This is a genomic window from Dickeya dadantii NCPPB 898 (genome assembly GCF_000406145.1).
Lineage (GTDB): Bacteria > Pseudomonadota > Gammaproteobacteria > Enterobacterales > Enterobacteriaceae > Dickeya > Dickeya dadantii.
In genome coordinates this window covers 4,637,601-4,650,826 of record NZ_CM001976.1, presented here as the reverse complement: position 1 = coordinate 4,650,826, position 13,226 = coordinate 4,637,601, and the positions used below count along the sequence as shown (strand labels likewise).

The 13,226-nt window shown below is 54.8% G+C and carries 12 protein-coding genes; 9 read left to right on the top strand and 3 right to left on the bottom strand.

Features of this window, described 5'->3' with window-relative positions; all coding sequences use genetic code 11:
• The first annotated feature begins 5 nt into the window (after window positions 1-5).
• The 4 genes from DDA898_RS20915 to DDA898_RS20900 are packed head-to-tail and all read left to right on the top strand — an operon-like array spanning window position 6 to window position 3,326.
• On the top strand, window positions 6-272 hold the full coding sequence (locus tag DDA898_RS20915; protein WP_201765874.1) for an acyl carrier protein: 267 nt from the start codon (window positions 6-8) through the stop codon (window positions 270-272).
• Window positions 262-873 carry an acyl-CoA dehydrogenase family protein gene (locus DDA898_RS20910; protein WP_013320007.1) on the top strand — a complete coding sequence of 204 codons (612 nt, stop codon included), beginning with the start codon at window positions 262-264 and terminating at the stop codon, window positions 871-873. The genes DDA898_RS20915 and DDA898_RS20910 overlap by 11 nt, the downstream gene beginning before the upstream one ends.
• 22 nt (window positions 874-895) lie before the next feature.
• Window positions 896-2,251, top strand: a complete 1,356-nt coding sequence (locus tag DDA898_RS20905; protein WP_038912266.1) for an MATE family efflux transporter — start codon at window positions 896-898, stop codon at window positions 2,249-2,251.
• Window positions 2,238-3,326 carry an alpha/beta hydrolase gene (locus DDA898_RS20900; RefSeq protein ID WP_038912265.1) on the top strand — a complete coding sequence of 363 codons (1,089 nt, stop codon included), beginning with the start codon at window positions 2,238-2,240 and terminating at the stop codon, window positions 3,324-3,326. The genes DDA898_RS20905 and DDA898_RS20900 overlap by 14 nt, the downstream gene beginning before the upstream one ends.
• 62 nt (window positions 3,327-3,388) lie before the next feature.
• Here the strand turns inward: DDA898_RS20900 and vfmE are convergent, their stop codons facing one another.
• Window positions 3,389-3,952 carry an AraC family transcriptional regulator VfmE gene (gene vfmE, locus DDA898_RS20895; RefSeq protein ID WP_013320004.1) on the bottom strand — a complete coding sequence of 188 codons (564 nt, stop codon included), beginning with the start codon at window positions 3,950-3,952 and terminating at the stop codon, window positions 3,389-3,391.
• Window positions 3,953-4,574: 622 nt separating this feature from the next.
• On the opposite strand from vfmE, the gene DDA898_RS20890 reads away from it, so the two are divergent.
• The 5 genes from DDA898_RS20890 (at window position 4,575) to DDA898_RS20870 (ending at window position 11,342) form a co-directional block, all read left to right on the top strand.
• Window positions 4,575-5,282 carry an ABC transporter ATP-binding protein gene (locus tag DDA898_RS20890; RefSeq protein WP_038902375.1) on the top strand — a complete coding sequence of 236 codons (708 nt, stop codon included), beginning with the start codon at window positions 4,575-4,577 and terminating at the stop codon, window positions 5,280-5,282.
• 4 nt (window positions 5,283-5,286) lie between these two features.
• Window positions 5,287-7,722 carry an ABC transporter permease gene (locus tag DDA898_RS20885; RefSeq protein ID WP_038912682.1) on the top strand — a complete coding sequence of 812 codons (2,436 nt, stop codon included), beginning with the start codon at window positions 5,287-5,289 and terminating at the stop codon, window positions 7,720-7,722.
• 180 nt (window positions 7,723-7,902) lie between these two features.
• Entirely contained in the window at window positions 7,903-9,303 is a 1,401-nt protein-coding gene (vfmH, locus tag DDA898_RS20880; protein ID WP_038912264.1) for a two-component system response regulator VfmH, read from the top strand.
• Window positions 9,296-10,615, top strand: coding sequence for a two-component system sensor histidine kinase VfmI (vfmI, locus tag DDA898_RS20875; protein WP_013319999.1), 1,320 nt, complete (start codon window positions 9,296-9,298; stop codon window positions 10,613-10,615). Before vfmH ends, vfmI begins: the two co-directional genes overlap by 8 nt.
• Window positions 10,584-11,342: a 4'-phosphopantetheinyl transferase family protein gene (locus DDA898_RS20870; RefSeq protein WP_236616691.1), complete on the top strand. Its 759-nt coding sequence runs from the start codon at window positions 10,584-10,586 to the stop codon at window positions 11,340-11,342. The genes vfmI and DDA898_RS20870 overlap by 32 nt, the downstream gene beginning before the upstream one ends.
• A 118-nt stretch (window positions 11,343-11,460) precedes the next feature.
• Here the strand turns inward: DDA898_RS20870 and DDA898_RS20865 are convergent, their stop codons facing one another.
• Window positions 11,461-11,976, bottom strand: coding sequence for a GIN domain-containing protein (locus DDA898_RS20865; RefSeq protein WP_236616690.1), 516 nt, complete (start codon window positions 11,974-11,976; stop codon window positions 11,461-11,463).
• 282 nt (window positions 11,977-12,258) lie between these two features.
• Entirely contained in the window at window positions 12,259-13,197 is a 939-nt protein-coding gene (locus DDA898_RS20860) for a beta-ketoacyl-[acyl-carrier-protein] synthase family protein (protein ID WP_038912262.1), read from the bottom strand.
• Window positions 13,198-13,226 lie beyond the last annotated feature (29 nt).

The following is a 13,226-nucleotide window of genomic DNA, read 5'->3' as shown; positions in this document are numbered from 1 at the left end:
CAGACATGTCTGCGTTATTAATCACTATTCAACAGGCGTTACGCGAAGTCATGGAGAATGACGACATCAAGATCAATGAAAAAACGGATTTTGATCATGACCTCGACCTGGACTCGGTGATGTTCGTGCAATTTTTGCTGACGCTTGAAGATAGCATCGACGGGCTGCTGTTCGATCCTGACCAAATCAACATGGATGCCTTCACCACCGTGGGCAGCCTGATTAGCTGGCTGAACGACAATGTGTTGCAGGAGGTGCGGCATGTCAGTTGAGCGCATCAAGCAAGTCTGGGACGTCTTTCGGGAGCAGCCGTTGCCCGATGCGCTGGCCTGTCTGTTGCAATCGCCGTCGGGAGAAGCGCGATACATTCACCCGATTGGGTATCAGATTCAGGAAATCAGCAGCCTGCCTGACGCCGACCAGCCACAGCGCCTGTTTGACCGGGTGCTGAATCACCTCGGTCTGGATGCGGTGCGCGGTACGGATACGTTGGTGCTGCCGGCCAGTTTCCCGATACTGGTGTGCGCCGCCCGTCTGGGCGTGCTGGCCCGTATACAGACCATGAGCTGGCAGCATCTGTCCAGCCGCAACAGCTTCGGCACCAAAACCACCCGTCATCAGTTGATCAAAGCCAGTTTCGCCGACGTGGCCGGCAAGGCGGCGCTGCTGCTGGAGCAACAGTATCTGCGCTTGCAGGAAGGCGACCTGGCTGGTCTGGAGGATGATCACTACCAGATCACTCAGCTTAACAATGAAGCGGAAAAGATGATGGGCGGACACGGTTTCCTGCTGGGCAATACCCATAGCCTGTCCTACTTCTCCATGATGCTCTACAGCGTCTATGGCAAGGCGAGTTGTCTGGCGGCGGCCTGAATTACGGAAAAGGATAGGGACGATGAGCCTGATCTCGCGTGTGATGTCCAGAGCCGCCCCGGCTGTGAGTGGGGATATGCGGCAGATCATGGCGTTAGCCTGGCCGATGATGGTGACCGCGGTGGTGGTGTCGTTGTCTCAGAATATGCAGATTGCGATTCTGGGCAACGGCGCCGAAAGCCAGACGTTGCTGACGCTCTCCTTTTTGCAGCCGTTTAACTTCCTGTTTATCGCCATTCTGGAATGTCTGGCGATCACCAATCAGGTGTTTAGCGCCCGCTCCCGTCATGACTGGCCGCGACAGCGCATCTGGCACAGTACGCTGTGGCTTGGGGGCGCCGGCGTGTTGACGACGGCGCTGGCGGCGCTGTTGTGCCGCGTACTGGCATCGCCGCTGTCCGGCTGGATGAACAGCCCGGATCTGGCGTGGATGCAGAACGCCGCGCCCGGCTATCTGTTGTCGATGACGCCGTTTCTGGCGCTGGAAATGTGCAACGCGGCGCTGCGCGGACAGGGGAGAACCGTGCCGGCCATGACGCTGATGTGTGGCTATGTGCTGCTGAACGCCGCGGGTTGCTACCTGGGTTTTCACGTCTACCGGCTTGGTTTTGATGCCGTGCTGCTGGCAAACAGCGTTCCGGCGCTGATGCTGCTGCCGTTGGCGGTGCGGGCGCTGCGCCGGGTCGCCACACCGGTGGCGGATGAACGGCCGCAGGCGTTCGCGTCTCGTCTGCTGGCGTTGCTGACCAACGCCGGCTTGCCGGTAGGCTTTTCCATGCTGGTGGTGTTCGTCAGTTCGATGGTGATTTTTCCACTGGTGGCCGCGCTGGGGGCGGGATTTTTGCCCGCGTTCCTGATCGTGATAAAGCTGCGGGCTTTCTTCATCATTCCGGCGGTGGCGACCGGTTCCGCCATCGCTATTCTGCTAAACCAGCGCCGCAAAACCCATGCCGCGCCGTTGCTGGCGAGCCTGCTGAATAATGGCGTGTGGCTTATCGCGCTGACCTATCTGGCGCTCACCGCCGGCGTATGCTGGCTGCGCGACGGTATTCTGGCCGGTTTTTCCAATGACGAGGCGATCCGTCAATCCAGCCAGACGCTGCTGTTGTTGTTGCTGCCGACTTTCTTCCTTACCTCGCTGGTGGCGGCGCTGCAAACGCTGCTGGAACAAATGGAGCGGGGAAAACGGGTGCTTATTTTCACGCTGATGCTGGAACTGCTGATGGTGGCGGTCGCGCTGACCGCCCATCGCTACTTTAACGACGTGCAGGCGATCGCCGGTCTGATGGTGACGTTCAGCCTGCTGTACGCCGTGGTGTTCCTGCGTGAGTACCGGTTGCTAGCCTGCGCGCTGGGAGAACGGGATGCTGCTGTATAGCCTATGCTACCCCTTGATGTGGCTGGCGACCCTCGTCCAGTACAACTACTACCGCGCGCTGGTGAAGCTCAAGCGCCGCCCGTCGCTGCTGCTTAAAGTGCGGATCAAGCCGGAAACGCATTACATCCGGCTGTGCCGCGCGCTGCGTCTGGCGGATTTGTGGTTGCTGGAGCGTTGTTCCCTGCATCTGGCGGCGCGCTATCTGCTACATCTGTTTGAAACCACACGTTATATCTCTTACAAGCAGATGGACCACGACTATCTGGCCGATTTTCGACAGGAGACGGTCTGTTTTCAGCACCAGAACGTGTATGTGTTTCGCTGGGTGCCGCCGCCCGCGGACGCGCCGGCAAAAAACGTGTTGCTGGTGCATGGCTGGGAGGGCCGCGGCATTATGTTCCGGCCGCTGTGCGAGGCGCTAAAAGCGCAGGGGTACGGCGTGGTGATGCCGGATCTGCTGGCACACGGGCTGTCTGACGGAAAGCGGGTGTCCAACTATGAGTTGGCCAGTCTGCTTATCCGGCTGGGGCAGCGCTACGGCCCGTTCTATGCGGTGGTCGGGCATTCCAGCGGCGGTCTGGTGTGTAGCCTGGCGCTGGCGCAGGGACTGGCGGCGGAGCGGCTGGTGCTGCTGGCCAGCCCCGATAACTTCGGCAAAATGATCGACCGATTTCTGGCCGGCGCGTCGGTGTCGGCGTCGCTGGCGGCGCCCATGAAAGCGATTTATGCACAGCGCTTTGGCTTTCATCCCGATCAGGTCGGCGAAACGCTCTATCGCATGCTCGATTGTCCGGCGCTGATTTGCCATGACTGGCAGGATGTTCGTGTCCATCCGGCGGTGGCGGATGAAATCCACCGGGCGTTTGCCCGTAGCGATGTGTTCTATACCCGCGGGCTGGGCCATCTGGGGATTTTACGCAGCCCCCTGGTACACCAGCGCATTCTGTCGTTTTTATCTGATGCTGAAGTGGGAACTGAAAGGCCGATACCGCCACTTATTCAGTATTCGACAATGCCTGATGACGCGGATCCGTCGCGGTACGGTCCGATGCCGACGGCATCAAAGCGGACATGATATTACCGCCGGGCGTTGACGCATCTGGTGCGCCCGCCATCGGCGACGGCGGGCGACGGTATTTAATTACAGAGGTTCTGGATATTATCCAGCAGCACGTGACGTGAGAACAGATGACGCTGTTTGCCGAAAATAATATCGAAGCTCATGTTTTGCATGGTGCGGGGCGGTTCGTTTTCCCGTTCCTGCGAGACTGCTTTGCGGTACTTCAGCGGCGGAATGTTGTAGGTCTTGGTAAAACAACGGGAAAAATGCGGTAGCGAGGAAAAGCCACAGGCGTAGCAAATATCGGTGAGCGACCAGTTGGGCGAAATCTGAATGATCTCTTTTGCCAGCGTCAGGCGTACGCGCCAAATCCAGCGCATCGGCGTAATGTTATAGACCTGATTGAAAAGACGGCAAATATCAAACTTTGATTTACCGCTGACGTCTTCAAGATCTTCCAGCGTAATATTGTTACCGATGTTGTCGATGATATAGTCAATAATTCCCGCCAGGCTGGTCGCTTTATTATTTGCTGCAAGCGTTTTGCGCAGATTAGGGTGACGGCGGTACATATCCTGAATCAGATTGTTGTTGAAAATATCATTATCCAACGTATGGGCGTAGGTGTTCTGCAAGCTCATGGTGTCATCCCAAAAAAAATAGATTCCCCGTGTCTGGTCCAGCTAAATCCAAAAATCCTTACAGCGGCGAAGTCTGAGGTTAATTATTGTCCTTTGGTCCGATGTGCGATCTGTCTAACGCAAATTGTGTGCCATGTTGTGAGGGGTTGTTTTTAAAGGGAAATACTTACACCTACCTGTAACTCGTCCCATTAATGGGATCGTGTCGTGCCAAACATGGGATTTTTCGTCTCGCAAATGACGAGCCGGATACGCTACCCTGCCACGAGCCGGCGCACCGTGCTGACGTGCGCATCGGCTGCCGGAGGCTGCTTCTGCCCGGCGAGCGGGTCGTCGGCTGCGATCAGGACGTAATTGGTATGATTTGTGCTGTGATCAGAAGACGCGAAACCGATGTTCGTGAAGACCGTGTGCGTGCTGTCTGACGCAGATGAACAGGAAACGACCTGGAGAGCCTGTCAGCGGAAGGGCCAGTCAGCGCAAGGAAAGGGGCGTCGTCATGGACGGGTGGAGGTATTTTGGGCACATTTTTAAAACCAGAGATAAAAGTGCGTGGTCTGCAGCCTGTAAGATACCCTCGGCCTCAGGAAGGCTGACTCTATTTATACACTGAGGATTTCCCATGACGGTGCTGGTTCAACTTGATAATGTGCATAAAATCTTTCTTACCGATGAAATTGAAACGCATGCCCTTAGCAAGATAAACCTTTCTATTCACTCGGGAGAATACGTCTCTATCGCGGGACCGTCCGGTTGTGGGAAATCGACGCTGCTGTCCATCATGGGCCTACTGGACACGCCAACGGAAGGGCGCTACCGGCTGAACGGCGCGGATGTAGAACGTATCGGCCGCCGGGAGATGGCCCGCCTGCGCAACCGGGAAATTGGCTTTATCTTTCAGTCATTTAATCTGATAAGCGACCTGACTATCGCGGAAAACGTGGCGTTGCCGCTCACTTACCGCAATGACCTGTCGCGCTCGGAGCAGAAAGCGCGGGTCATTCAGGCGCTGGAAAAAGTCAACATGTCGCATCGGGTGCGCCACTACCCGTCACAGCTTTCCGGCGGTCAACAACAGCGGGTGGCGGTGGCGCGGGCGATTGTCGGCAAGCCGTCGTTGCTGCTGGCGGACGAACCGACCGGAAATCTGGATTCCGCCAACGCCGAAGCGGTGATGAATATTCTGGATGAACTGCATCAGGACGGCGCGACCATCTGCATCGTTACCCATGATCCGCGTTCCGCCATGCGCGCTCAGCGCACCATTGTGCTTTCTGACGGGCAGGTGGTGGCTGATGGCGAAAACGGACAATTACGTCAGGCGGTATAACACGATGAATTTATGGTTCGATATCCGTTACGCACTGCGCCTGCTGCTCAAAAGCCCCGGATTCAGCGTGCTGACCATTACCGTGATGGCCTGCGGACTAGGGCTGGCGCTGTATATGTATTCCGTCATCAACACCATCATGTACAAAACCCTGCCGTACCCGAAAGGGGAAGGCATGGTGATGGTGACGCCGAATGTGGGTGGTGTCAGTTTGGATGATTCTGGTTTGAATTTTCTGGACTATACCGAGCTGTCAAGGCAGTCGACGAAACTTGATGATATTGGGTATTTCTACGCCGAATTTTTAGATCTCAACGACGGTAACCGGTCCGTTAAGTATATCGGGATCCTGAGTACACCTCATATATTTAGTTATACGGGTACTTCACCATTGATGGGGCGAGTTCTCAACGATAAGGATATGCAGCCCGATGCATTACCTGTTACGGTAATCAGCTATGATTTGTGGAAAAGTTATTTTAACGGCAGAGAGGATATTCTTAAGCAGTCTGTCCAGATAAATGGTATTCGTACCTATATCGTTGGTGTTATGCCTAAAGGTTTCGCTTTCCCATTTTTTCATGATATTTGGTTACCTTCCAGGATAAAACCACTCGCTTTTTCTTTAAGAAGCCAGGCTCCAGATGTTTATGTGTATGCCCATTTGAATCCCCACTTTTCTCTGGATGAAGCGAATCAGGAAATTGTTTCAGTCATGGATAAGCTGGCTGATAAATATCCAGAGAGTAATAAAGGGGTATCAGCCGTCGCACTTTCTTTTCAGGTAAGTTTTATGGGGGATGATACTGCTCAGGTATTTCTTATCACTTTATCTGCGGTAGCGTTTGTTCTCTTATTGGCCTGCTGTAATGTGGGTAATTTACTGTTGGCACGGTCTCATCAGCGAGCAAGAGAGATTGCGATCAGAGCTGCTTTGGGTTCCCCCATGATGCGATTAGTGATGCAGATGCTGTGGGAAAGTCTGATCATCTGCATTCTGGCCGGTATTGTCGGTGTTTTACTCGCTGCCTGGGGGTTAGACTTGACAAACAAGATATTTCCCCGGTTTGTGCCTACCCGTGTGCCATCCTGGTGGCATCTCTCCCTAGATAGCAGCATGATTATTAATGCGGGCGTTTTGGTAATTGTTACCGCCTTTATCACTGGCGCATTACCAGCCTGGAAAATTGCCAATGGTCAATTTTTTCAGGCATTAAGAGATGGTACTAGGGGGATTCCACGTTATCGTACCAGCAAGGCTGGGCGCTCGTTGGTGATTGTTGAAATGGCGCTCTCCTTTTCAATTTTATGTATTAGTATTCTGTTTTTGATTTTAGTTACCAAAGCTAAAAATGTCGATTATGGAGTAGCGACAGATGGTTACATTATATCCCGTGTCAATCTGAATAAAGATAGCTATTCCACTGCGCAAAGCAGACGGTTGTTTTATCTGGCGTTATCTAAACAATTACATGATATCCCTAATCTGACTTCAGTGGCGTTAACAACAAGCGCGCCTGGCGAGTTTACAGAAGCTCACCAGCTTCTTATTGAGAATAGAGAAGATGGCGTCATTGGGGATGAAGGATATCCGATGGTGAATGACGTGGGAGTCATGCCGGGCAGTCTGACGGGGATGGGCGTTAACGTTTTATATGGCCGAGAGTTCTCCGCGCAAGATAACGAAAAATCTCTCCCGGTTGCTGTTATCAGTGAGTCATTAGCCAGAAAATATTGGCCAGATGGTAAAAGTGCGATAGGTAAGCGAATCCGTTTTAGAAACGAGGATAACACTGACTGGTACACTGTCATTGGAGTTGTCAGCCATGTAATACATGGACGACCATTTAGCGCCTTCAAAAATCGCGCAACCGTTTATCGTTCTTTATTGCAACGACCTGCGCCCATGGTCACTATTATGCTTAAATCTGAACATCCTGTCGTATTGCCTGAGATACTCAAGCTTGCACTATATAATGTTGATAACTTGATGCCGGTTGGCCCGCCTCAAGCACTAAACGATATGATCGAAAGAAATACTTTTGGTGTCAGCGTTTTAGCTAATTTGTTTATGCTGTTTGGGGTTATTACCATTGTGCTTTCATCAAGCGGTATTTATGCCGTGACTCAAAACGCAATCAGCCAGCGGATTCAGGAGATAGGTATCAGGCAGGTATTGGGAGCGACCCCCAATCATTTACTGCGTATGTTGATGTTGCAAGGGGTGAATCAGCTTATTGCCGGTTTAATTCTGGGGTTACCTTTAGCCTTGTTGGCCGCGCCGAGAATAAACCGTATTTTGGGTGATGGAAGGATTCATTTTACTCTGTTGTTTGCTTTCGTAGCTTTGTTTATCGTTATCATCGTCGCGCTCGCCACCTGGATCCCGTCCCGACGCGTCATCATGATGAAACCGGGTGATGCGATACGTTATGAATAAACGGGAGCGGACGGTATGCCGCCAGTGGCGTCAGTGCCGGCGCTCCAGTTTCCCGCAACAGAGCCGTTAATAGTTACCACGGATCGATTATGCTGTAAGAGGCGATCGCAGCGGGAGCGCTCCTGCGGCGGTGCCTGTCAGTGTGAAATTTCAGTATCAACCCGCGTGATAAGGACCCCTATGGCGGATAAGCAACATATCCTGATTGTTGATGATGACGCGCATATTCTGGCCAGCCTGCAGATGCTACTGTCCATGGAAGGCTATCAGGTTACGCTCGCTTCCGCCGTTGAGCAGGTGCCCGGTCAGTTGTCCCAGCATGATTTCGATTTGATCCTGATGGATATGAACTATCAACGGGATACCACGTCCGGACAGGAAGGGCTGGTGTTGCTGGAAGAAATAAAGCGTTACGACGAGTACCTGCCGGTGGTGGCGATGACCGGCTGGGGTAGCGTCGATATCGCGGTGAGCGCCATGCAGGCGGGCGCGGTGGATTTTATTCAGAAACCCTGGGACAACGAGCGGTTGCTGAATGTGATTCGCCAGCAGATCTCCTTCAGCCTCAGCCAGCGCTCCGGCAAACGGTTGAAAGAAGAAAACAAACTGCTGAAGCTGGAACTGGAAGACAATTTCAATGGCGAGTGGGTGGTGGAATCCGCGCCGATGAAACAATTGATGCGGGTAGTGGAGCAGGTGGCCGCAACCGAAACCAACATCCTGATTCTGGGTGAGAATGGCACCGGTAAAAGCCTGCTGGCCCGGGCCATCCATCAGCTTTCTCCGCGCCGTGACGAGAATATGGTGTCGGTAAACATGGGCTGCATCAACGAAAACCTGTTTGAAAGCGAGATGTTCGGCCATGTAAAAGGCGCGTTCACCGACGCCCGGGAAAGCCGCGTCGGGCGTTTCGAACTGGCGGATAAAGGGACGCTGTTTCTGGATGAGATCGGCAACCTGCCGCTGACCCAGCAAAGCAAACTGCTGCGTATTCTGGAAGAACGCTGCTTTGAGCGGGTTGGCTCGTCCCGTACGCTCAAAACCAATTGCCGTATTATTGCCGCCACCAACGCCGAACTGGACATCAGGGTGTCGGAAGGGACGTTTCGTCAGGATCTCTATTACCGCCTCAATACTATTGAGTTACGTGTGCCGTCACTGGTGGAACGGCAGCAGGACATCATGCCGCTGGCGTTGAACTTTATTGACCGCTACGCCAGAAAATACAACAAGCCGGCGCCGGGGCTCAGCCTGTCCGGGCAGGCGGCGCTGTCGGGTTACCACTGGCCGGGTAATATCCGCGAACTGAGTCATTTGCTGGAGCGGGCGGTGTTGCTGTGCGGGTCATCCCGGCTGAACAGTGACGATATTTTTCCGTCGCTGCCTACCGCGCCGCAAAAAGTGGCGAAAGCCGAGCCGGAACTGGCTTGTGATGCGACGCTGGCCGATATTGAAGAACGCCTGCTGTGCCAGCGTATGGCGAAGTTTGAGGGCAACGCCGTCAAGGCTGCCCATTCGCTGGGCCTGAGTCGCAGCGCGTTTTACCGACGACTGGAAAAATACAAGATTAACCATGAGTAAACTCGACTCCTCCTTTGAGCCTCCTCACCTGTTGTCATTCAATGTCGCAGCGATTGCCGGCTTGTTGGGGTATTTCCTGCTATGGCTGTTTCCCGACCAGTCGGTGTACCTGAAGATACTGACGGTATTCATCATCTTCCTGTGTCTGGTCTACAGCAGCTTTACGTTCTCCGAGCGACTGAACGGCAAGATTCACGTTGTGTCTAACCTGCTGGAAGCGCTGGAGCAGGAAAACTTCAGCCTGCGCGGCGTTACCAAGGATAAAGGCGCGTTTGATAACTTGATCCGCCAGATTAACCAGCTTTCCGGCACGATGGCCCGTAGCCGTCAGCAGCAAAAAGAAACCTACTATGTGCTGCACAAGGTAATCTCCAATATCAATATCAGCGTGTTCGCGCTGGACGCGGAGCGGCGCATCATCTGGTGTAACGACGCGGCGGCGGTGCTGGTCAACAAACCGCTCTCGCTGCTGGTGGGACAACCGGCGGCGGAGTTCGGGCTGGAAGGGTTGTTGCAGCAACCGTCAGATGCCGAGCCGGTCGACTGGCGTTTCCCCGGCACACGGGGGATGTTCCAGATTCGTCACGATTCCTTTATCGAAGACGGTCGGCAAAACCACCTGTTATTCATCAGCGATGTGAGCAAACTGTTGCGTAACGAGGAGCAGAAAACCTGGCAGAACCTGCTGCGGGTGATCAGCCATGAGATCAACAACTCATTGACGCCGATTGCCTCCATCAGCCAGACGCTGTTGCAGGTGTTCCGTAAGGATAGTCAGCATCAGGCGGCGCCGGATCTGGTCAACGGCATGGAGATCATCAACAATCGCGCCCGCGAACTGATCACCTTTGTCGGCAGTTATCGTCAGTTGAACCGCCTGCCGCCGGCCAACAAACAGCCCTGCGATATCGCCGGGCTGATGACGCAAATGGCGATGCTGTTCCCACAGCGTAAACTGGTGCTTTCCGGGGACGCGCCGCAGCAGGCGATGGTCGATGCCAATCAAATGCAGCAGATGTTCATCAACCTGCTGAAAAACGCCGATGAAGCGATGGCACCCGGGCAGGGTGAAATCGTGTTGCGCTGGAAAGTGATTGCCCGGCAATTGCATATCGAGATTATCGATCAGGGCAAAGGGGTGGCGAATATCGAAAACCTGTTCGTGCCGTTTTATACCACCAAGACGCATGGCAGCGGCATTGGGCTGATTCTGTGCCGGCAGATTGTCGAAGGCCATGACGGGCACCTGACGCTGGAGAACCGTAAGGATGCAGAAGGCTGTGTCGTCAATATCTTCCTGCCGCTGGGATGACCTGGCGGCGAGAGCATGGCCGTATCCCCACTGTGTTGTAGTACCGCGTGCGCAACTGGCGTGCCCGACAATCGTCGCGCAGGCTCGTCAGGCCTGCGGCGTGCTGCCGGATGCGGTGTTGGCTTCCCGCCAGTTGGCGGAAGGCATGCTGCGCATCCTGCTGGCGCCGCTGTGTCAGCAAGAGGCCGCCGCACTACGCTTTGAGCGTAACCCGCATGGCAAACCGTTTTTGCCACAGCATCCGACAATTCAGTTCAATCTATCCCACACTCATAGCGCCTTTGCTTTTGCGTTTGCGCGCCACAGTCCGGTGGGTGTGGATGTGGAAAGCTGTCAGGGTCATGTGGACCGTAAGCGGTCAGTGGCCAGACGTTTCTTTCATCCTGATGAAATCCGCTGGCTGGATGCGTTTGATGACGTGCGATTCCTGCCGGCGTTCACCTGTTTGTGGAGCCGCAAAGAAGCCTACATCAAAGCGCTGGGGTTAGGGTTGCGCAAATCGCTGGCGTCGTTCAGCTGCCTGGCCGACGGCCAGGGGGCTATTCGGGTAACGGATGTCGGGCAGATTAGCGATTGTCGGCTGGATGAAGCGTGGATTGCGGGGGAGCCGTCCGTCGCGCTCAGCTACTGCCTTTTGCCTGCTAAATCGGCCGAGCCGGATGCATGGCGTTTGCTGATACTGCGTGACGACGCGCCGGAAAACCGCGCATCGCTTCAGCAACCGTGATGGTCTATCAGGCTGGCTACGCCGTTGCTGGTATGAACCAGCGTATCCGGTGCCACCCGGACTCTGGCGCCGGTGGTGATGGTTCCACTCAACTGCCGCACATGGCATAACCGCGCGTCTACGCCCTGGCGATATTCACCACGGCCTCCTGCGCCGAAAAAGCCTGTTCACGCGTATTGAAAGATGACCCCATCGCCAGCGACAGGTCGAGCTGACGTGTATTGCCCGCGACGTTGATCTCCGCGCCCATGCTGCCGTCGACCGTGAATGTGTCGGGCGAAACCGCACAGGCGGGAACGGTCATCCTGACACCTGACTGTGCCTTAATCGTAGTAATCGGTGCGCTGATAATGACCGTAATCGCTGCGCTGTGATCACGCAGGATATTGTCATCGCTGGAATGGTTTTCGATGATCAGACTCTGTCCCTGAGGGCGGACGACCAGCTTATCCAGAACATCCTGTCTGGCGCTGGCCTCCACGCGGTATCCATTACCGCAAACCAAAGTGACGCTCAGGCCACGGCTAACATCCAATGTCGTAAAGGAGGGCACATCCACGTTTTGCTGATTCGCCGGCGAACAAGCCACCGTCAATGGCAGCAGCACCAGCGCGGAACAAAGCAACGCTTTCATTCCTCTCTCCCTTCTCCGTTGCTATCCCTGCCATGCCAGCCTGACGTCCCGTATCAGGAGGGAACCCGCGGCCAGCTTATCCTTGTCTGGCCGATGCCCGTCTGATCATTCATCCGTTGTTTCAGTCGGGGCGGTTCAGTTACATCCTTGTCTCTTATCGCCGGCAAGCCAGCGAAAGCTTTCCCTAGTTGCTATTATGCATAGCGGAATTATCCATTTTTGTCTGAAATTGAGAACTATTCTGATAAATGCGGCTAAATAGTGCGGCCGGGCTGCGGAAGGTTAGAACGGCGCGTCAGCATACTGGATTCGGCAACTGCCGATCCAGGCGCCCAGACCGACGGACAGCATGACGTGGGGCTTGCCGGACTGAATTGCGGGCAGTGCGGCTGGTAGCAACAGCAGCGGATCGACGGTATAGCAGTGTCCGATATCCGGCATCAGGCCGAGCGCAATGTTTTCCAGCGGATGTTGATGACGGCGGGAATAGTTGAGCCAGCTTAACCGATTGACGTTGTGCGGTAAGAGATGGAGATGTGTCGGGGGGCCTGGCTTTACGCTTTGTAACGCATCGGAAATCAACTCATCATGAGCTTGATAAAATGCTTTTTTGGCGTGCTCGCTACCATGAATGCCTTCATGAAACTCTGGTCGCTGTTCGGTATAGACAGGTCCTATTTGGAGGCCGGATGGCTGATTTTCCAGTAACAGTGCTGCGAAGGCATCGCCAACCATAGTACAACCGGGAAAATATCGCTCCTGAATCGCAAATGCAGATAACGTATCGCCGGCAATGATCGCCACCCGCTTCGCGCGTTGCTGCGACAGCAGTCGTTGAGCCAGCGCCAGCGCCCAAAACAGCGTGGCGCAGTTTTGCTGGTCGAGTTCGTAGCAGGGGGCGTGCTCGCGAATAAACGGATGTTCACGGCCAAGCTGGACCAGCCAAGGGTGCTGATCCGACGCCTGCACCGGCATGCCGTGAGCATAGATCAGCACATCGGCCGGGTGCTCGGGGTGCGGCGACTGGCGCTGCAACTCGCTGAGCAGCCGGTGGAACACCGAAGCCAGCGGCACATCGCTATCCAGCGCCGCCACCTGCCGAAAGCCGAACAGTTGCGAGAAGACCCGCGCTTCCGATGCGCTGGCGCCTGCGGCGCAAATAACATCGCCGGCGCTCAGCCGTTGCTTCGGCACCCAGGTCACAAAGCGGGTCAGACGCACCGTTATTTCAGCCCCTGCACTGGTTTCTG